We start from the raw sequence: 20,001 nt of genomic DNA, 5'->3' as shown, positions 1-20,001 counted from the left end.
CGGCGGTGAGTCATCCACACCGAGGGCCCGGCATCCGCCGGGCCCTCGGTCGTGGTGGCACGCTGGGGCGATGAGCACCGCGCAGGCCGAGCCCCCGCCCTTCCTCGTCCCCGGCATGCCGTTCACGGCCGCCGAGCTGCGTGCCATGGAGCGCTCGGGCCTGGTCGTGCACGTCGTCGGCGACCTCTACGCCCCCGCCGACCGGTACCCGCGCGCCCCGGACGGACGGCCGACGGGTCGGGAGGCAGGTGCGGGGGCGGACGCGGGGGTGCGCTGGCGGGCGGCGGCCGTACGGCGCCTGGCCGGGCCCGTGCTGGCGGGGCCGTGGGCGGCGATGGGGCTGACGGCGGCGTGGGTGCACGCCGGCGGCGAGGCGCCCGGCGTGCTCGAGGCCTCCGTCACGCGGTACCACCGGCGGCCCCTGCACCCGGGGGCCGTCACCCTGCGCCTCGAGCAGTCCGCCCTCGCCCTCGGCCGCCCCGCGCCCGGCCCGGGGGCCGAGGCGGACGTGGTGGTCCTCCACGGCCTGTGCTGCACCACGGTGCCGCGGACCGTGGAGGACCTGCTGCGCACCGGCACGGGGCCGGCGGCGCTGCGGGCCGCGGCCCGGCTGGTGCCCCGGTGCGACCCGCAGCGGCTCCGGGACCGGTTCGAGGCCCGGCGCCGGCGGGCCGGGATGGCGGACGCGCGGCGGGCCCTGGAGGTGCTGCTCGACCGGCCGGGGCGCCCGGGGTGAGGCCGGGGCCGCCCGCGTGCTCAGCGGTCCGCGGTGTCCTCGCGCTGCCGCCCGGAGGTGCGGTAGACGTCGTACACGCCGTCGATCCGGCGCACCGAGGACAGCACGTGGCTCAGGAACTTGGGATCGCCCATCTCGAAGACGAAGCGGCTGGTAGCCACCCGGCTGCGGGAGGTGCTCACCGAGGCCGAGAGGATGTTCACGTGGTGCTCGGCCAGCACGCGCGTGACGTCCGAGAGCAGGGACTTGCGGTCCAGGGCCTCCACCTGGATCTCCACGAGGAAGACCGAGGACTGGGTGGGCGCCCAGGACACGTCCACGATGCGGTCCGGCTCGGCGCGCAGCTGGTCGATGTTGCGGCAGTCCGCGCGGTGCACCGAGACGCCGGACCCGCGCGTGACGAACCCGATGATCTCGTCCGGCGGGACGGGCGTGCAGCAGCGGGCCAGCTTGGCCAGCACGTCCCCGGAGCCCTGGACCATGACGCCCGAGTCGGGGTGCCGGGTGGGGGCCGTGATGCGCGTGATCGGCGCGGTCTCGAGGGATTCCTCGGGCTCCGGGACGGCGTGGCGCTTCTCCAGGTGCTCGATGACGTTCTGCACCGAGACGTTGCTGTCCCCGATCGCGGCGTACAGCGCGGAGATGTCCGGCAGGTTCAGCTCGGCCGCCACCTCGGCGAGGGACTCCGCGCCCATGAGCTGGTGCAGCGGCAGGTTCATCTTGCGCAGCTGGCGGGTGAGCTGCTCCTTGCCCTTCTCGATGGACTCCTCGCGGCGCTCCTTCGAGAACCAGTGCCGGATCTTGTTCCGGGCCCGGGGACTGCGCACGAAGCCCAGCCAGTCCTGGCTGGGGCCGGCCCCCTCGGTGCGGGAGGTGAAGATCTCCACCCAGTCACCGTGGTGCAGCTCGGAGTTCAGCGGTACGAGCTTGCCGTTGACGCGCGCCCCGATCGTGCGGTGGCCCACCTCGGTGTGCACGGCGTAGGCGAAGTCCACCGGCGTGGACCCCGCCGGCAGGGCCATGACCTCGCCCTTGGGGGTGAAGACGAACACCTCGGCGGCGTCGATCTCCGCCCGCAGGGACTCGAGGAACTCGTTCGGGTCCGTCGTGTCCTTCTGCCAGTCCATGACCGAGCGCAGCCACGCTGGCGTCTGGTCCCCCGCGCCCGCCGCGCCCGCGGCGGACTGGTCCTTGTACTTCCAGTGCGCGGCCACGCCGTACTCCGCGCGGCGGTGCATCTCGTGGGTGCGCAGCTGGATCTCCACCGGCTTGCCGCCCGGGCCGATCACCGTGGTGTGCAGGGACTGATACATGTTGAGCTTGGGCATCGCGATGTAGTCCTTGAAGCGGCCCGGCAGCGGGCTCCACTTCGAGTGCAGCACCCCGAGGGCGCCGTAGCAGTCCCGCACCGAGTCCACGAGCACGCGCACGCCCATCAGGTCGTGGATCTCGTCGAAGTCCTTCCCGCGCACGATCATCTTCTGGTAGATCGAGTAGAAGTGCTTGGGCCGGCCGGTGACGGTGGCGCGGATCCGCGCGTCCCGCAGGTCCCGCTCGATCTGGCTGCGCAGGGCGGCGAGGTTCTTCTCCCGCTCGGGGGTCCGCTCCCCCACCAGCCGGACGATCTCGGCGTACACCTTCGGGTAGAGCGCGGCGAAGGACAGGTCCTCCAGCTCCCACTTGATGGTGTTCATGCCGAGCCGGTGGGCCAGCGGGGCGTAGATCTCCAGCGTCTCCTTGGCCTTGCGCGCGCTCGACTCGGGCGCCACGTACCGCCACGTGCGGGCGTTGTGCAGCCGGTCGGCGAGCTTGATGACCAGCACGCGCACGTCGTCGGCCATGGCCAGCACCATCTTGCGCACGGTCTCGGCCTGGGCCGCGTCGCCGAACTTGACCTTGTCCAGCTTGGTGACGCCGTCCACCAGGCGGGCCACCTCGTCGCCGAAGTCGCGCCGCAGCTGCTCGAGGGAGTAGCTCGTGTCCTCCACCGTGTCGTGCAGCAGGGCCCCGGCCAGGGTCGTGCCGGTCATGCCGAGCTCGGCCAGGATCGTGGCCACGGCCACGGGGTGGGTGATGTAGGGGTCCCCGCTCTTGCGCCGCTGGCCGGCGTGGCACTTCTCCGCCACCTCGAAGGCGCGGATGATCAGGTCCAGGTCCTCCTTGGGGTTGCGGACCTTCAGGGTGCGGATCAGCGGTTCGAGGATCGGCGAGTAGTCGTTGGCCATCCGGCCGGTCAGCCGGGCGAGGCGGCTGCGCGGGCGCCGGGAGACGATCGTCCCCGGGGCGGGGGCGGCCGGGGCGGGCAGGCCCGCGGGGGACGACGGCGGCGCGGGCACGGCGGGCGCCGGGGAGGCCGGGGTCCCGCCGCCGGCAGGGCGCGTCTCGAGCTCGGCCGGGGACACGTCGGCCGGCTGGGACGTCGGCGTCGCGGACGTGTAGGACGCCGACGTGGGCCGCGGCCCGGACGTCGCCGTCCCGGCGTCGCGCCCCGGCGGACGCGGTCGCGTGGAGTCTGCACCCACAGTTGCCATCCTTCCCGCGGGGCCGCGCCTCGCGGCGCCGGCACCGCACCGGTGTCCAGTCCCCTGCCGGGGATGCTCCAGTCTAGAACGTGCCCGTCATGCCGGGACGGTCTCGGTCCCCTCGGGCGTCCCCTCGCCCGCGCCGCGCCGGGCCAGGACCCGGGCGTCGTTGGCGCGGATCCGGTCCTCGCCCCGGCGCAGCAGGGCGTAGAGCGGGGCCTGGATGAAGATCGTGGCCAGCGTGCCCACGATGATGCCCACGAAGATGGCCAGCGAGATGTCCCGCAGTGTGCCGGCGCCCAGGAGCAGCGCGCCGATGAACAGGATGGAGCCCACGGGCAGGATCGCGACCACCGAGGTGTTGATCGAGCGCACGAGCGTCTGGTTGATGGCCAGGTTCACGTTCTCACCGAACGTGCGCGTGGTCTCCTCCAGGTTGTGCTCGGTGTTCTCCCGGATCTTGTCGAAGACCACCACCGTGTCGTACAGCGCGTAGCTGAGGATCGTCAGGAAGCCGATGATCGCGCTCGGGGTGACCTCGAACCCCGTGGCCCCGTAGATCCCGGCGGTGACGGCGACCACGTAGGCCAGCCCGATCACCGCCGCCAGGGACATCTTCCACGTGCGGAAGTACAGCGCCATCAGCAGGGCCACGAGGACGATGAACACCACGAGCCCGATCAGTGCCTGCTGGGAGACGTCCGCGCCCCACGTGGGGCCGACGAAGGTGGAGGTCACCGAGTCTTGGCCCACGCCGTACGCGCCCTGCAGGTTCTGGGCCACCGCGAGGGTCTGGTCGTCCGTGAGGCGGTCCGTCTGGACCCGCATGGTGCCGGGGGCGATGTTCGTGACGGTCGCCTCGGCGTCGGGCACCGCTTGCGCCACCGCCTCCTCGCCCGGGGCGGTCTCGGTGGAGCCGACCGAGGACACGGTGAACTCCGAGCCCCCGCGGAACTCGATGCCGAGGTTGAACCCGCCACGGGCCAGCGTCAGCCCGACCACGGCGACCAGGAGCACCGCGGCCACGGTGAACCAGGTCCGCCACTTCTGGGTGAACGGGTAGGACCTCTTGCCGGTGTAGAGCTCGTTGCCCCAGGTGGCCAGTGCGCTCACTTCTGCTCCTCCGTGGTGTCGGCCGGGGGCGTCCCGGGGTCCGTGGGGGTGCCCACGGCGGCCAGCCGCTCGGCGCGCCGTCGCTCGGCGATGGTCTGGCGGCGGGCGGCCTCCTTGGCCGAGCGCTGCGCCCGGCGCGGCGCCGGGGCCGCGGCGGTCCGGGCTGCGGCCGGCCGGAACTCCCGGATCCGCCCGGCGCCCTGGTACAGGGGTTCGCGGCCGAGCAGGGACGGGTCCAGCCCGGAGAGCCGGTGGCCGCCGCCGAAGAACCGGGTGTGGGCGAGCAGCTGCATCACCGGATGGGTGAAGAGGAACACCACCACGAGGTCGGCGATCGCCGTGAGCCCCAGCGTGAACGCGAAGCCGCGCACGTTGCCGACCGCCACGAAGTACAGCACGACGGCGGCCAGCAGGTTGACCGCCTTCGAGGCGGTCACGGTGCGCTTGGCGCGGGCCCAGCCGTACTCCACGGCCTCGGGCAGCGTGCGGCCGTGGCGCAGCTCGTCCTTGATGCGCTCGAAGTAGACGATGAACGAGTCCGCGGTCAGGCCGATGGCCACGATCAGGCCGGCGATGCCGGCCAGGGAGAGCCGGTAGTTGTCCGACCAGCCCAGCAGCACGATCGCCAGGTAGGTCAGCGCGCCCGCCACCACGAGCGAGGCGATGGTGACGAGGCCCAGCAGGCGGTACTGGAAGAACGAGTAGACGGCCACCAGGCCCAGGCCGATGAGGCCGGCGACGAGGCCCAGGCGCAGCTGGTCGGCACCGAGGGTCGCGGAGATCTGCTGCTCGGACTCGATCGAGAAGCTGATCGGCAGGGCGCCGTACTTGAGCTGCTCGGCCAGCGCCGCCGCCGACTGCTCGGAGAAGTTGCCGGTGATCTGCGCCCGGCCGTCGGTGATGACGGCGTTGGACTGCGGCGCCGAGACCACGGTGCCGTCCAGGACGATGGCGAACTGCTTGCGCGGGTCCCCCTCCGGGAACGGGGTGAGCCGCTGCGTGACCTCGCGGAAGGCGTCCGAGCCCTGGCCGTTGAAGGTGAGGTTGACGGCCCACTGGTTGGTGGAGACGCCGGTGGCGGTGTTGACCAGGCCGTAGTCGGCGCCGGCGATGTCCGTGCCCTGCACCTCCACCGGGCCGAGGATGTACTTCACACCCGGCTGGCCGGTCTCCTCGTCGCCGGGCTGGCAGGCGATGGCCGGCTTGTCGGCGGGCAGGTCCTCCCGGTCCTGCTCCCGTGCCTGGGCCGCGCAGTCGTAGGCCTCGAACTCGGCCGCCAGCTGGGGGGTGATCCAGTTGGGGTCGGAGCCGTTCTCGGGTTCGGCCGTGGGCTTCGGGAAGTCCTTCGTCGGGGTGCGCTGGTCCTTCGGGACCGCCTCGTACGGCCCGGCCGTGATGACCGGCCGGAACTCCATGTTCGCCGAGGCCTGGATGAGGTCGCGCGTCGCGGGGTCGGGGACGCCGGGCAGGGACACCACGACGTTGCGGCCGCCCTGGGTGGCGATCTCCGCCTCCGCCACCCCGGAGCCGTCCACGCGCTGGCGGATGATCTCCACGGCCTGGTCGAGCTGGTCCGGGGTGACCTGCTGGTCGCCGGAGACCTCCGGGGCGAGCACCATCTGGGTGCCGCCCTCCAGGTCGAGGGCAAGCTTGGGGGCCCAGTGCGCCTGGCCGGTGGCGATGCCGACGCCGAGGATCGCCGCGAGGAGGGCGACCAGGGCGGTGAGCCACCAGAGGGTGCGCCGGGCACGTCCTCGGGGAGTCTTGTCTGACATGGGAGGCTATGGCTTTCGGTTCACGATGGGTGGGACGGGCGACGGCGGCCGGCCGGGCGCGCGCCGGCCGGGCGGGAGGACCCGCCGGCCGGCAGCGGGCGGTCAGGCGGTGGGCCGGTCTCCCTCGGGACGCGGGCCCTCCGGGCCGTCCTGCGGGCCCTCGGGGCCGCGGGGGTCTTGGCCGCGGAGGTCCTGGGCACGCGGGTCGGGGGCGCCGGCGTCGTGGGCGCGGGCATCGCCGGGACGGGAGAGGTCCTCCAGGCCGGCCGGGGAGTCCGGGACGGTCTCGCCGAGCGCGTCACCGGTGGCCGGGGCCGCGGTGGAGCCGGTCCCGGCGGCAGCGGCGCCGGCGGCCGGGTCGATGGCCTTGCCGATCGCCTGCAGGTGGACGGTGGCCGTGGTGCCCGGGGACAGCTCGATGACGGCCTTGTTCTCCTCGCGGTCCACCGAGACGATGGTGCCGAACAGGCCCATCGTGGTCATGACCTCCACGCCCGGGGCGAGCGTGCTGCGCAGCTCCTGCTGCTGCTGCTGGGCCTTCTTGCTCCGGCGGAACATGCTGAAGATCAGGAAGCCGAAGACGACCAGCATGATGAGCAGGAAGGGGTCGAACGGGAGCGCCGGGCTGGCCGGGGCTCCCTGGGCGACGATCGCGGCGGCGGGCAGGGCAGTCAACTGGGTCACTTCGGGGCACCACATTCCGGGGTCGGGGCACGGGACAACCCGGCCAGTCTACGGCGTGCGGCGACCCGGCGGGGCGGGACCCGCCCCGGCCCCGGGCGGCTCAGGCGTCGAACAGGGCGTCGGGGTCCCCCACGGGTCCCGCGCCGGCCGGCGCCGTCCCGGGCCTCGCGGCGGTCCAGAACGCGGCCCCCGGCGCCTCGGGCGGCGGGGTGAGCCCGAGGTGCTCCCACGCGGCGGGCATGGCGATGCGTCCCCGCGGGGTGCGGCCGAGGAGGCCCTCGCGGACCAGGAAGGGCTCGGCGACCGTCTCGACCGTCTCCGTCTCCTCGCCGACCGCGATGGCCAGCGTGGACAACCCCACGGGCCCCCCGCCGAACTTGGTGCACAGGGCCTCGAGCACCGAGCGGTCCAGCCGGTCCAGGCCGAGGGCGTCCACCTCGTACATGTCCAGCGCCGCCGACGCCGCCCGCGCGTCGACCTGCTCCAGTCCGCCGACGAGCGCCCAGTCGCGCACGCGCCGCAGCAGCCGGTTGGCGATGCGGGGGGTGCCCCGGGACCGCGAGGCGATCTGGGTGAAGCCGGCGGAGTTCACCTTCATGTCCAGCAGCAGCGCGGAGCGGCGCAGCACGAGCTCGAGCTCGTCGGTGCCGTAGAACTCCAGGTGCCCGGTGAAGCCGAACCGGTCCCGCAGCGGACCGGGCAGCAGCCCGGCCCGCGTGGTGGCCCCCACGAGCGTGAACGGGGGGATCTCCAGGGGGATCGAGGTGGCCCCGGCCCCCTTGCCGACCACGATGTCGACCCGGAAGTCCTCCATGGCCATGTAGAGCATCTCCTCGGCCGGCCGGGACATGCGGTGGATCTCGTCGAGGAAGAGCACCTCGCCCTCGGTGAGCGAGGACAGGATCGCGGCGAGGTCCCCCGCGTGCTGGATCGCCGGGCCGGAGGAGATGCGCAGCGGGGCGTTCATCTCGGCCGCGATGATCATGGCCAGGGTCGTCTTGCCGAGCCCGGGCGGTCCGGACAGCAGCACGTGGTCGGCGCTGCGCCCGCGCATCCGGGCGGCCTCGAGGACGAGGGAGAGCTGGCGGCGCACGCGGTGCTGGCCCACGAAGTCGTCGAGGGTCTTCGGGCGCAGGGCGGCCTCGAGCTCGCGCTCCTCGCCCTCGGCCCCGCCGCCGACCATCCGCCCGCCGTCCCCCGGTCCCGGGGTGAACGCCTCAGCCATCTGCCCTGCCTCCGTCCGTCGCCACCGTCGCAGTCGTCATCCTCAGGACCGTCCCGAGCGGGCCGACTGGCCCTGGCCGAGGTGACGCAGGGTGGCCCGCAGCACGCTCGCGACGTCCCCCGACTCCTCGAGCTCCGGCTCGTGGGCCACGGTGTCCCGCACGGCCTTGTCCGCGTCCCTCTCCGTCCAGCCGAGCCCGGTGAGGGCCTCCAGCACCGGGTCCAGCCACGGCTGCGCGTCCGCCGCGTCCCCGCCGTCCGCCGGGGCGGGCACCGGGGCCCCCGTGGGCACGAGCTTGTCCGCGAGCTCCAGCACGATCCGCCGCGCGCCCTTGGGGCCGATGCCGGGGACCTTCGTGAACGCCTTGTCGTCCCCCGCGTGGGCCGCGATGCGCACGGTCTCCGGGTCGTGCACCGCGAGCACGGCCAGGGCGAGCCGGGGGCCCACCCCGGAGACGCCGAGCAGCACCTCGAAGACCTCCTTCTCGTCCGGCGTGGCGAAGCCGAACAGGGTCATCGAGTCCTCGCGCACCACGAGCGTCGTCAGCACCCGCCCCGGCTCACCGGTGCGCAGCCCCGCCAGGGTCTGCGGGGTGGCGCTGAACTGCATGCCGAACCCCGAGACGGCGATGACGGCCTGGTTCAGGCCCACGGACTCCACCGTGCCGGCCAGGGACGAGATCATGCTGCAGCCACCCACCTTCCGCGCCACGCCGGGGCGTCCCGGCTCGGCGGCATTCGAACGTATCTACGAACAGCCTAGCGGCTGGGCGGGACAGCGCCACCCCTGACACGCCCCGCCCGCCCCGGGCACCTCGCCGCGGCCGCCCGCAGGGCCGGTGGGGAGTGGGGGCCGGTCCCCCTCAGACGCGCGAGCCGCTCCCCCAGCCGGAGGTGCCCCGCGAGCGGCGCTCGGCCTCGAGCCAGGCCCGCTGCGCCGCGGTGCCGCCCCCGCGGGCCGCGCCCGGCGCGCGGGCGGCACCGGCCGCCGTCGGGAACCGGGACTCCCGCCGGGGGCTGGTGAGGTTGCCGGTGTCCAGGCCGCGGCCGCGCAGGCCGCCGCGCCAGGCGTGGGTGATGGCCAGGGCGATCGCGTCCGCGGCGTCCGCCGGGCGCGGCGGCGCCCCGAGCCGCAGGATGCGCGTCACCATGGCGGTGATCTGCTCCTTGCCGGCCGTGCCGTTGCCCGTCACCGCCGCCTTGACCTCGGAGGGGGTGTGCAGGGCGACCGGCAGCCCGCGCCGGGCCGCCGCGGCGATCACCACGCCGGAGGCCTGGGCCGTGCCCATCACGGTGGGCGTGTTGTTCTGGGCGAACATGCGCTCCACGGCCACGTGGTCCGGGGCGTGCCGGTCCAGCCACTCCTCGATCGCCTCGTCGATGGCCAGCAGGCGCCGGTCCAGGGAGGCCTCCGCGGCGGTGCCCACGACCGTCACCCCCACGAGGGTGGCCGTGCGGTTGGGCGCGACGTCCACGACCGCGATGCCGCACCGGGTGAGCCCCGGGTCGACGCCGAGCACCCGCAGGCCCTGCGGGGACCGGGCGGGCGCGGTGGCGGCCACGGCGGGCTCAGTCCTCCTCGAGCTGGGCGAGGACCTCGGGGGCGATCTCCACGTTGGAGTAGACGCTCTGCACGTCGTCCAGGTCCTCGAGGGCGTCGACGAGCTGGAGGAAGGTCTTGGCGCCCTTGGCGTCCAGCTCGACCTTCATCGTGGCCACGAACTCCATCTCGTCCGTGTCGTACTCGATCCCGGCCTCGTCCAGCGCGGTCGCCACGGCGCGCAGGTCGGAGGGGTCGCACAGCACCTCGAAGGAGTCCCCGGACTGGACGACCTCCTCCGCGCCGGCGTCCAGGACGGCCAGGAGGACGTCGTCCTCGGTGCGTCCCTCGGCCGGGAGCCGGACCAGGCCGGTGCGGTTGAAGAGGAAGGCGACGGAGCCGACGTCGGCCATCGTGCCGCCGTTGCGGGTGACGGCGGTGCGCACCTCGGCCGCGGCGCGGTTCTTGTTGTCCGTGAGGCACTCGACCATGAGGGCCGAGCCCTGCGGGCCGCGGACCTCGTAGGTGATCTCGGCGTAGTCGATGACCTCGCCGGTCAGGCCCGCGCCGCGCTTGATGGCGCGGTCGATGTTGTCGTTGGGCACGGACTGCTTCTTGGCCTTGGTGACCGCCAGGTCCAGCGCGGGGTTGCCCGCGAGGTCGGCGCCGCCGGCCCGCGCGGCCACCTCGATGTTCTTGATGTACTTGGCGAAGGCCTTGGCCCGCCGCGCGTCGATCACGGCCTTCTTGTGCTTGGTGGTGGCCCACTTGGAATGCCCTGCCACGTGTACTCCTCCCCGCGCCGGTCGCGTGCTCGCCCGGCCGGCCTCGGCTCTCGGTGATGGTCTGGCTCACGATTCTAGCGGTCGGCACGGACCCGGCCCTGTCCGGCCCGGCGCGGACGTGGAACAGTGGCTGACCATGACCATCCGGCCCGCCCCCGCCAACCCCCTGCTCGCCCCGTCCACGCTCCCCTACGGGCTGCCGGACTTCCGCGCCATCCGCGACGAGCACTACCTGCCCGCCTTCCGCGCGGCCATGGCCTCGCACCGGCGCGAGCTCGAGGCGATCGCCGCCGGCACCGGCCCGGCGACCTTCGAGGACACCGTGGAGGCCCTCGAGCGCGCCGGGCAGGACCTGCGCCGCGTGGCCATGGCCTTCGGCGTGGTCCGGCCGGCCGACGGCACCGAGGCCCGGCTGGCGATCCTCGAGCAGGTGGAGCCGGAACTGGCCGCCCACTGGGACGCCGTCCACCTCGACGGGCGGCTGTACCGCCGGCTGGCCGCCGTGGACGTCTCCGCCCTGGCCGGGGAGGAGCGGCGGCTGGCCGAGCAGGTGCTGCGCGACTTCCGGCTGCGTGGGGCGGACCTCGCCCCGGCCGCCCAGGAGCGGCTGGCGGCGCTCAACGAGCGCCTCGCCGTCCTCTCCGCCCGGTACGAGCGGCGCCTCGTGGCCGGCACTGCCGCGGCGGCCGTGTACGTGCGGGACGCGGTGGAGCTGGCGGGGCTGCCGGAGCAGGACGTGGCGGCGGCCGCCGCGGCGGCGCGGGCGGCGGGGCACGACGGCGGCCACCTCCTGGCGCTGTCCCTGTTCACCTCCCAGCCGTGGCTCGAGGTGCTCGAGGACCGCGGGACCCGCCGCCGCGTCTTCGAGGCGGCGTGGTCCCGCGGCCGCGGTCCCGGCGAGCACGGGACCCTGGAGCTGGCGGCCGAGCTGGCCGCGCTGCGCGCGGAGAAGGCCGGGCTGCTGGGCTTCTCCAGCTGGGCCGAGTACGCCCTGCAGGACCGCAGCGCACCGGACCTGGACGCCGTGCGCCGGCTGCTGGAGTCGGTCATCCCGCCCGCCGTGGCCAATGCGCGCCGCGAGCGGGCCGAGCTGGAGGAGCTGGCGGGGCACCCGGTCGAGCCGTGGGACTGGCCCTACTACGCGGCCCGGGCGGCCCGCGAGCGCCGCCGCGTGGACGTGGCCGCCCTCCGGCCGTACCTGGAGCTGGACCGGGTGCTCACGGAGGGCGTCTTCGCCGCCGCCGGGGCGATGTACGGCCTGTCCTTCCGCGAGCGCCCCGACCTGCCGGGGTACCACCCGGACGTGCGCACGTGGGAGGTCCTGGCCGAGGACGGCGCGGGGATCGGCCTGTACGTGGGCGACTTCCACGCGCGCCCCACGAAGTCCGGCGGGGCCTGGATGGACTCGTTCCGGGTGGCCTCGTCCCTGCTCGGGGAGCGCCCGGTGGTCACCACCGCGCTCAACGTCCCGCGCCCGCCGGCCGGGCGGCCCGCCCTGCTCACGCCGGACGAGGTCACCACGCTGTTCCACGAGTTCGGCCACGCCCTGCACGGGCTGCTGTCCACGGCGCGCTACGCGTCCCTGTCCGGGACCGCGGTGCCTCGGGACGTGGTGGAGTTCCCCTCCCAGGTCAACGAGGCGTGGAAGGACTGGCCGTCGGTGGTGGAGCGGTACGCCCGGCACGTGGAGACGGGCGAGCCCCTGCCGGCGGCGGTGCGCACCGCCCTGGAGGGGGCGGCCCGGGAGGGCGAGGGGTTCCGGACCACCGAGTACCTCGGGGCCACGATGCTGGACCTGGCGTGGCACTCGTTGTCCCCGGGCGAGACCGTGGCGGACCCCGAGGCCTTCGAGGCCGAGCGGCTGCTCGCCGCGGGGCTGGACCCGGCGCTCGTGCCGCCGCGGTACCGCACGGGCTACTTCAGGCACGTCTTCGCGGGCGGCTACGCCGCGGGCTACTACTCCTACCTGTGGGCCGAGGTGCTGGACGCGGACGCCGTGGAGTGGTTCCGCGCGCACGGCGGGCCCACGCGCGAGAACGGCGAGCACTTCCGGGCGGAGTTCCTGGGGCGCGGCAACACGCGCGACCCGATGGAGTCCTACCGGGCCTTCCGCGGGGCCGACCCGGACCCGGCGCACCTGCTGCGGCGCCGGGGCCTGGCCGGCTGAGGCTCAGGGGACCCCGGCCCCCGCGGCCACCGGCTGCACCCCGGGGCGGGGCGAGGTCAGCACGGAGCGCAGCCACCGCCGGACCGTGCGGTCCCACTTCTCCGGGTCCACGTTCCACTCGCGCGTGTGGCGGGCGAGGGTGAAGCGCACGAACGTGACCATGCGCGGGTTCTTGGCCGCCAGGTCCATGGACGGCCCCACGGGCACGAAGTCGTCGTCCTCGGAGTGCAGGATCAGGGTGGGCACCCGGACCTGGTCGGCCCGGGCCACCCAGTTCAGGGCCTTGAGGTCCACGGGGGCGGCCAGGCCGGTGGCCCACCGCCCGGCGGAGTTGCTCATGAGCCACTGGCCGAGGCGGCCCGAGGCCTCCGGCAGCCGGTTGAGCCGGGCCTGGTGGGCCAGCACGTCGATCCAGTTGATGACCGGCCCGTCCAGCACCATGGCCGTCACCGAGGGGGCCAGCTCCGAGCGGTCGGCCATCTGCAGGCAGACGGCGGCGCCCATGGACCAGCCGAACAGCACCACCTCGCGCGCGCCGTGCTCCAGGGCGTAGGCGACCGCCGCCTCCACGTCGCGCCACTCCGTGGTGCCCAGCCCGTACCGGCCGTCCCCGGCCGCCGGGGCGTCGCCGTCGTTGCGGTAGGAGATCAGCAGGGAGGTCATGCCCAGCGCCCGCGCCGAGCCGATCGCCCGGATGCCCTCGGCGCGCTTGGCCCCGCGGCCGTGCACCATGACCGCCCACACGCCGTCGCCGGGCAGAACGCGACGGGGGGCGCCCCCGGCGGGCCCCTGTTCCGGTCCGGAGGACACCGTCCCGTGCCCGCCGGCCCCGGTCCCCCCGGGCGGGCGGACCAGCCACGCCGGCGCAGAGCCGTTCTCGACGGCGATGCGCACGTCCTCGGTCTCGTAGCCGACCGCGCGGGGGTCCGGGTAGACGAAGCCGGTCCACCGGCCGCGCACGGCGGCGGACAGGTCGCCGCTGTAGACCTCCTCGACCCGGCGCTGGACCGTCCCGTCCCGCGGGTCGAAGGACGTCACGGCCCCGATGCGCGCCACGCCGGCGCCGCCGTCGAAGACGAGGGAGTAGGTCCCGGGCACCGTGGTCTCCTCGGTCACCGGCAGGATGACCTCGAGCCCGGACTCCCCCCGCACGACGGCGAGCACCTCGAGGTCCTCGGCGGGGGTCTTCACCGGCGTCACCACCGTGCGGGCGAACATCCCCGCCAGCCCCGAGATCGTGCCGGCGGCCACGGAGCCCACCACGACCCCCGCCCCGGCGGCCAGGGAGGACCAGCGCATCACCGGCTCGGCCTCGCCCAGGCCCCGCCGGATCCGCCGGCCCCGCCCGGAGAGCCAGTCGGGGACGGTGGGACGAGGGGGTCTCGAGCGCGGGGTCATGCCCCCATTCTGTCCGTCCCGCCGCGCGGTTTTCCAGCGCGACGGCGGCGGAACACCTGGCCCGCCCGTGGTGTTATGGGAGTCATGACCGATCCCACAGCCCCTGACGCGTCCCCCGAGACCACCCCCGCCGGGCAGCCGCCGGCCTCCGGGGGACCCGCCGCACCGTCCCCGGCCGGCGCGGGCGAGCCCGGTGCCCGTGACCGCTCGGAGGAGGAGTGGCGCCGCCGGCTGACCCCCGCCGAGTTCGCCGTGCTGCGGCAGGCCGGCACGGAGCGGCCCTTCACCGGCGAGTACTGGGACACCGAGACCGAGGGCGTCTACGCCTGCCGCGCCTGCGGCGCCGAGCTGTTCCGCTCCGAGGCGAAGTTCGACGCCCACTGCGGCTGGCCCTCGTTCTTCGCCCCGCTGGCCGAGGACCGCGTGGAGTACCTGCGTGACGGGTCCCTGGGCATGGAGCGGATCGAGGTCCGCTGCGCGAACTGCGGCTCCCACCTGGGCCACGTGTTCCAGGGCGAGGGCTTCGGCACCCCCACGGACCTGCGGTACTGCATGAACTCCGTGTCCCTGAGCCTGCAGCCCCGGGCCGGCGCGTGAGCGGGCCCGGCGACCGGGAGGTCCCCGCGGCCGCCCGGCGCGGCTTCGCCTCGGACAACTACGCCGGCGCCCACCCCGAGGTGCTCGCCGCGCTCGCCGCCGCGAACACCGGCCACCAGCCCGCCTACGGGGACGACGAGTGGACCGCCCGGCTCCAGGGGCTGGTGCGGGCCGAGTTCGGCGACCGGGCGCAGGCGTTCCCCGTGTTCAACGGCACCGGCGCGAACGTGGTCGCCCTGCAGGCCCTGCTGCCGCCGTGGGGTGCCGTGGTCTGCGCCGAGAGCGCCCACATCCACCACGACGAGGGCGGGGCCCCCGAGCGGGTCGCGCACACCAAGCTGTACCCGGTGCCGACCCCCGACGGCCGGCTCACGCCCGAGCTCGTGGACCGGCAGGCCCACGGCCTCGGCTTCGTGCACCGGGCCCAGCCGGCCGTCGTCGAGATCGCCCAGGTCACCGAGCTGGGCACCGTGTACACCCCCGCCCAGGTCCGCGAGCTCGCGGACCACGCGCACGCCCTCGGGATGGCCGTCTACATGGACGGCGCCCGGCTCGCGAACGCCGCCGCCGCCCTGGGCGTGCCGCTGCGGTCCTTCACCACCGACGCCGGCGTGGACGTCGTCTCCCTCGGCGGCACCAAGAACGGGGCGCTGGGCGCGGAGGCCGTGGTGGTGTTGGACCCGGACGCGGTCCGGTCCGGCGCGGAGGGCCCCGGCAAGGCCGTCGAGTACCTGCGCAAGTCCTCGATGCAGCTGGCGTCCAAGATGCGGTTCGTCTCCGCCCAGCTGGTCGCCCTGCTCACGGACGGGCTGTGGCTGCGCTCGGCGGCGCACGCGAACGCGATGGCCGCCCGCCTGGCGGACGGGGTCCGGGACCTGGAGGGGGTCACGCTCACCCAGGAGCCCGCGGCCAACCAGGTCCTGGCGGTGCTGGACCCGGCGGTCGCCGACGCCGTGCGGGCCCGGTACGCGTTCTACGACTGGGACGCGGCCCGCCACGAGGTGCGGTGGATGACCTCGTGGGACACGACCGAGGAGGACGTGGACGGCTTCCTGGCCGCCCTGCGCGCGGAGCTGGCCGCCCGGGACCGGTCGCCGGCGGGCGCCGACCGGTGACCGGGCGCACGGGACGCACGGCGCGCCGCCGGGCGATCCTTCAGGCAGGGCTTTAACGTTGACCCCGTGACTGCCCTTGGCCATCATCCCGCAGCGGCGCGACGACTGCCCGCCCAGTTCCGCGAGGCACTGGCCGGACTGCGCCGCGCGCGGCACCGCCACGAGGTGACGCTGGACGAGATCCCGGCCCCCGGGAGACTGGCCCCCTTCGCGGTGGCCCTCGCCGCCGAGGTCCACGACCCGGCCGACCGCGACGCCGCGGGACGGCCCGCGGAACTGGCCACCGGGCGCTTCGTCCTGCTCCACGACCCCGCCGGGTCCCCGGTGTGGAACGGCACCTTCCGCGTGGTGACCTACATCCGCGCCTCGCTCGAGGCGGACGTGGGCAACGACCCCATGGTCGGGGCCGTGGCCTGGACGTGGCTCGTGGAGGCCCTGGAGGTCCACCGCGCCCGCTACACCGAGGCCGGCGGGACCGCCACCCGCGTGCTCTCCGAGAGCTTCGGGGGGCTGGCCACCCGCCCCGACACCATCGACATCGAACTGCGCGCGTCCTGGACGCCCGAGGGACCCGACACCACCGAGCACCTCGAGGCCTGGGCCGACATGGTCTGCGCCTTCGCCGGCCTGCCGCCGGTCCCGGACGGGGTCACGCCCCTGCCGCGCATCAGGAGGAACTGACATCACCGCAGACACCAGCCACCCGGGCGGGGCCTCCCCGGAACCCGGAGCCGAGGACGCCCCGGCGCCGCGGCTCATCACCGAGCCCGCCGGCGGCATCCCGTTCGTCACCATCTCGCGCCAGGAACTCGAGCGCTGCGCGCGCCTGCTGGCCGAGGGCACGGGACCGGTCGCCATCGACGCCGAGCGCGCCTCGGGCTTCCGCTACGGCCAGCGGGCCTTCCTGGTCCAGCTCAAGCGCGAGGGCGCGGGCACCTGGCTGATCGACCCCGAGGCCTTCGAGGACCTCGGCATCATCCAGGAGGCCCTGTCCGGGGTCGAGTGGATCCTGCACGCGGCCACGCAGGACCTCCCGTGCCTCTCGGAGCTCGGCCTGTGGCCGGACCGGCTGTTCGACACCGAGCTGGCCGGCCGGCTGCTGGGCCTGCCGCGCGTCGGGCTCGCCTCGGTGCTCGAACGGCTCCTGGGGGTCACCCTGGCCAAGGAGCACTCCGCCGCCGACTGGTCCAGGCGCCCCCTGCCCGAGGACTGGCTGCGGTACGCCGCCCTGGACGTCGAGCTGCTCGTGGAGCTGCGCGAGGCCATGGTGGCCCTGCTGGAGGAGTCCGGCAAGCTCGAGTGGGCGCAGGAGGAGTTCGAGGCCATCCGGTCCACCCCGCCCCCGGGCCCGCGCACCGACCCGTGGCGCCGGACCTCCGGGGTGCACAAGCTGCGCAAGCCCCAGCAGCTCGCCGTCGCGCGGGAGCTGTGGGAGGCCCGCGAGGCCCTGGCGCGGAACCGCGACGTCGCCCCCGGCCGGCTCATCCCGGACTCGGCCATCGTCTCGGCCGCCGCGGCCCAGCCGGGCACGGTCCCCGCGCTGCTGAAGACGCCCGGGTTCCACGGCCGCGCCGCCGCCCGGGAGGCCCCGCGCTGGCTCCGGGCCATCCAGGCCGGCCAGGAGGCGGCCCGGACCCCCGGCGGCCTGCCGCCGCTGCACCTGCCGAACGACGGCCCGCCCCCGCCGCGGGCCTGGCGGGACCGCAACCCGCTGGCGGACCGGCGGCTGAAGACCGCCAAGTCGTGGGTGGCCGCCAAGGCCGAGGAGCTCGAGCTGCCCACGGAGAACCTGCTCACCCCGGACACGCTGCGCCGGGTGTGCTGGAGCCCGCCGGAGCCGATCGACCCGGACTCCGTGGCGGCCGCCCTCGCGGACCTGGGCGCGCGGCCGTGGCAGGTGCGCCTCACCGCGCCGATCCTCACCGTGGCCCTGCTGGACCCGGACCCGGCGGACTGAGCGCCCGCGGCCCTTGCCGCGAAAGTTACCGGTCGGTAACCTGAGGTCGAGCGTCCGCCGACCCCAGGAGCAGCATGTCCCGCACCGACGCACCGCCGCCCGGCCCCCGCCCCGGGGACCGCTTCGCCCGCTTCGCCGGCCTCGCCGAGCGGTTCCCGGACGAGGTCGTCACGCACGCCGCCGTGAGCGACCACGCCCTGCCCGGCGGGGCCGGGACGCTCGCCCTGCTCACCCTGGACAACCACGCGGGGCCGCGGCGCCCCACCACCCTGGGACCCGCCTCGCTCATCGGGATCGGCCGCGCGCTCGAGGCCCAGGCCGAGCGGGCCCGGGCCGGGGCGATCGCCGCCGTCGCCCTCACCGGCAAGCCCGGCTTCCTCGTGGCGGGCGCCGACCTCGGCTCGGTCAGGCGGCTCAGCGCCGAGTCCGACGGCGCGCTGCTCGCGGAGCTCGGGCACGCCGCCTTCGACGTGCTGGCCGAGTTCCCCGTGCCGTCGTTCGCCTTCGTCAACGGCGTGGCCCTGGGCGGCGGGCTGGAGATCGCGCTGGCCGCCCGGTACCGGACCGTGTCCACCCGCGCCGCCGCGATCGGCCTGCCCGAGGCGCACCTGGGACTGGTCCCCGGCTGGGGCGGGGTGTGGCGGGTCCCCCGCATCACCGGGCCCCGGGAGGCCGTGCGTCTGATGATCGCGAACCCGCTCGCCGGCAACCGGACCCTCGACGGCCGGGCCGCCCACGCGATGGGCCTGGCCGACGTGCTCCTCGACCCGGCGGACGGCGCCGCGGCCACCGGGTCCGGCGGTATCGCGCCCGGCGACGACCCGTCCGGGAGCGCCGCCTTCGTCGCGGCGTCCCTGGAGTGGGCCGGGCGCGTGGTGGCCGGCGAGCCGGCCACGCTCGCCGCGCTCGGGGCCCAGCGCGAGCGAGACCGCTCCGACGCCGCGTGGGAGGAGGCCGTGGCCGAGGGCCGGCGGATCGTGGCCGCGAGGACCCGCGGCCACGTGCCCGCCCCCGCGCGGGTGCTGGAACTGTTCGCCGCGGGACGGCACCGCACGCGCCGGGAGTCGGCGGCCGCCGAGTGCCGGGCGCTGGCCGAGCTGATGCGCACCCCCGAGTTCGGCCGCACCGTCTACGCGTTCCTGGACGTGGTGCAGCGCCGTTCCAAGGCCCCCGCCGGGGCGCCGCCGGCGGAGCTGGCCCGGCCCGTCCGCCGCGTCGGCGTGGTGGGCGCCGGGCTGATGGCCGGACAGCTGGCCCTGCTCTTCGCCCGGCGGCTGCGCGTGCCGGTGGTCATGACCGACGTGGACCAGGCCCGCGTGGACCGCGGGCTGGCCGCCGTGCGCGGCCAGGTGGACGTCCTCGTCTCCCGGGGCCGGCTCACCCCGGAACGCGGGGCCGAGCTGGCCGGGCTCGTCACCGGCTCGGTGTCGAAGGACGTGTACGCGGGGGCGGACCTGGTGATCGAGGCCGTGTTCGAGGAGATGGGGGTGAAGCGGGCCGTGCTGGCCGAGCTCGAGGACATCGTCTCCCCGGGGTGCGTGCTGGCGACCAATACCTCCTCGCTCTCCGTGGCCGGCATGGCCGAGGGCATGCGCCACCCCGGGCGGCTCATCGGCTTCCACGTCTTCAACCCGGTCGCGGCCATGCCGCTCGTGGAGGTGGTCCGCGCCCCCGACACCACGGACGAGGCGGTCGCCACCGCCTTCGCCACCGCCCGTGGCCTGGGCAAGACCGCCGTGCTCGTCCGGGACGCTCCCGCCTTCGTGGTCAACCGCGTGCTGCTCCGCCTCATGGGCGAGGTCCAGGCCTCGCTCGACGCCGGCACCCCGGCCGCGGTGGCCGACCACGCCCTGGACCCGCTGGCCCTCCCGATGACCCCGTTCACGCTGCTGGCCATGGTCGGGCTGCCGGTGGCCCAGCACGTCACCGAGTCCCTCAACGCCGCCTTCGGGGACGAGCGGTTCCCGGTCTCCGCCGCCCTGCAGCGGCTCGTCGACGCCGGGCGGACCGCGATCTGGGCCAAGGACCTCGCCGGGGACCGGGTCTCCGCCGAGTCCGGCGGCGCCACCGGGGAGACGATCCCGCCGGACACCGCGGCCCTGCTGGGCACGGGCGACTCGCCGCAGTCGGCCGGGGAGCTGCTCGTGCGGGTCCAGGACGCCCTCGCCGAGGAGATCGGCCTGCTGCTCGCCGAGGGCGTGGTGGCCGGCCCGGAGGACGTGGACCTGTGCATGGTCCTGGGCGCCGGCTGGCCGCTGCACCTGGGCGGGATCACCCCGTACCTCGATGACTGCGGGGCCTCCGAGCGGGTCAACGGCCGGCGCTTCCACCCCGCGGGGCCCTCGGGCGGATAATGGACGGATGACGTCCACTCCCCCGCCGGTCCCC

At 75.2% G+C, this 20,001-nt stretch carries 16 protein-coding genes; 7 read left to right on the top strand and 9 right to left on the bottom strand.

Features of this window, described 5'->3' with window-relative positions; genetic code table 11:
* Positions 1 to 70: 70 nt before the first annotated feature.
* Entirely contained in the window at positions 71 to 736 is a 666-nt protein-coding gene (locus tag E7744_RS06670) for a hypothetical protein (RefSeq protein WP_137773443.1), read from the top strand.
* A 20-nt stretch (positions 737 to 756) separates the two neighbouring features.
* On the opposite strand, the gene E7744_RS06665 is transcribed toward E7744_RS06670, so the two are convergent.
* From E7744_RS06665 to E7744_RS06630, 8 genes are all read right to left on the bottom strand, one after another.
* On the bottom strand, positions 757 to 2,961 hold the full coding sequence (locus E7744_RS06665; RefSeq protein ID WP_137774902.1) for a bifunctional (p)ppGpp synthetase/guanosine-3',5'-bis(diphosphate) 3'-pyrophosphohydrolase: 2,205 nt from the start codon (positions 2,959 to 2,961) through the stop codon (positions 757 to 759).
* A gap of 393 nt (positions 2,962 to 3,354) precedes the next feature.
* Positions 3,355 to 4,371: a protein translocase subunit SecF gene (gene secF / locus E7744_RS06660; protein WP_137773442.1), complete on the bottom strand. Its 1,017-nt coding sequence runs from the start codon at positions 4,369 to 4,371 to the stop codon at positions 3,355 to 3,357.
* Positions 4,368 to 6,146 carry a protein translocase subunit SecD gene (secD, locus tag E7744_RS06655; RefSeq protein ID WP_137773441.1) on the bottom strand — a complete coding sequence of 593 codons (1,779 nt, stop codon included), beginning with the start codon at positions 6,144 to 6,146 and terminating at the stop codon, positions 4,368 to 4,370. Before secD ends, secF begins: the two co-directional genes overlap by 4 nt.
* Positions 6,147 to 6,248: 102 nt before the next feature.
* Positions 6,249 to 6,830, bottom strand: coding sequence for a preprotein translocase subunit YajC (gene yajC / locus E7744_RS06650; protein WP_246858584.1), 582 nt, complete (start codon positions 6,828 to 6,830; stop codon positions 6,249 to 6,251).
* Between the two features lie 100 nt (positions 6,831 to 6,930).
* Positions 6,931 to 8,013 (bottom strand): Holliday junction branch migration DNA helicase RuvB, encoded by a 1,083-nt coding sequence (ruvB, locus tag E7744_RS06645; protein ID WP_246858629.1) that lies wholly within the window; start codon positions 8,011 to 8,013, stop codon positions 6,931 to 6,933.
* Between the two features lie 84 nt (positions 8,014 to 8,097).
* Positions 8,098 to 8,739 (bottom strand): Holliday junction branch migration protein RuvA, encoded by a 642-nt coding sequence (gene ruvA, locus E7744_RS06640; RefSeq protein ID WP_137773439.1) that lies wholly within the window; start codon positions 8,737 to 8,739, stop codon positions 8,098 to 8,100.
* A gap of 178 nt (positions 8,740 to 8,917) precedes the next feature.
* Positions 8,918 to 9,616 carry a crossover junction endodeoxyribonuclease RuvC gene (ruvC, locus tag E7744_RS06635; protein ID WP_246858583.1) on the bottom strand — a complete coding sequence of 233 codons (699 nt, stop codon included), beginning with the start codon at positions 9,614 to 9,616 and terminating at the stop codon, positions 8,918 to 8,920.
* A gap of 7 nt (positions 9,617 to 9,623) precedes the next feature.
* On the bottom strand, positions 9,624 to 10,379 hold the full coding sequence (locus E7744_RS06630; RefSeq protein ID WP_137773438.1) for a YebC/PmpR family DNA-binding transcriptional regulator: 756 nt from the start codon (positions 10,377 to 10,379) through the stop codon (positions 9,624 to 9,626).
* Positions 10,380 to 10,515: 136 nt separating this feature from the next.
* On the opposite strand from E7744_RS06630, the gene E7744_RS06625 reads away from it, so the two are divergent.
* On the top strand, positions 10,516 to 12,546 hold the full coding sequence (locus E7744_RS06625) for a M3 family metallopeptidase (RefSeq protein ID WP_137773437.1): 2,031 nt from the start codon (positions 10,516 to 10,518) through the stop codon (positions 12,544 to 12,546).
* Between the two features lie 3 nt (positions 12,547 to 12,549).
* On the opposite strand, the gene E7744_RS06620 is transcribed toward E7744_RS06625, so the two are convergent.
* Positions 12,550 to 13,944 carry a S9 family peptidase gene (locus tag E7744_RS06620; RefSeq protein WP_137773436.1) on the bottom strand — a complete coding sequence of 465 codons (1,395 nt, stop codon included), beginning with the start codon at positions 13,942 to 13,944 and terminating at the stop codon, positions 12,550 to 12,552.
* A gap of 84 nt (positions 13,945 to 14,028) precedes the next feature.
* Between E7744_RS06620 and msrB the strand changes: the two genes are divergently transcribed.
* The 5 genes from msrB to E7744_RS06595 all read left to right on the top strand — a co-directional run bounded on the left by msrB (position 14,029) and on the right by E7744_RS06595 (position 19,967).
* Positions 14,029 to 14,541: a peptide-methionine (R)-S-oxide reductase MsrB gene (gene msrB / locus E7744_RS06615; protein WP_137773435.1), complete on the top strand. Its 513-nt coding sequence runs from the start codon at positions 14,029 to 14,031 to the stop codon at positions 14,539 to 14,541.
* A complete protein-coding gene (locus E7744_RS06610; protein ID WP_210417171.1) occupies positions 14,538 to 15,656 on the top strand; it encodes a low specificity L-threonine aldolase in 1,119 nt (372 codons plus the stop codon). The genes msrB and E7744_RS06610 overlap by 4 nt, the downstream gene beginning before the upstream one ends.
* 66 nt (positions 15,657 to 15,722) lie before the next feature.
* On the top strand, positions 15,723 to 16,337 hold the full coding sequence (locus E7744_RS06605) for a DUF3000 domain-containing protein (protein WP_137773433.1): 615 nt from the start codon (positions 15,723 to 15,725) through the stop codon (positions 16,335 to 16,337).
* A 1-nt stretch (position 16,338) separates the two neighbouring features.
* Complete coding sequence (locus tag E7744_RS06600) at positions 16,339 to 17,613, top strand: ribonuclease D (protein ID WP_137773432.1); 1,275 nt, start codon at positions 16,339 to 16,341, stop codon at positions 17,611 to 17,613.
* Between the two features lie 74 nt (positions 17,614 to 17,687).
* Entirely contained in the window at positions 17,688 to 19,967 is a 2,280-nt protein-coding gene (locus tag E7744_RS06595) for a 3-hydroxyacyl-CoA dehydrogenase NAD-binding domain-containing protein (protein WP_137773431.1), read from the top strand.
* The last annotated feature ends 34 nt before the right edge of the window (positions 19,968 to 20,001 follow it).

Origin of the sequence: Citricoccus sp. SGAir0253, assembly GCF_005877055.1 — a bacterium.
Classification (GTDB): domain Bacteria; phylum Actinomycetota; class Actinomycetes; order Actinomycetales; family Micrococcaceae; genus Citricoccus.
Note: the sequence above shows the minus strand (reverse complement) of the source record. Positions and strands in the feature narration are given on the sequence as shown.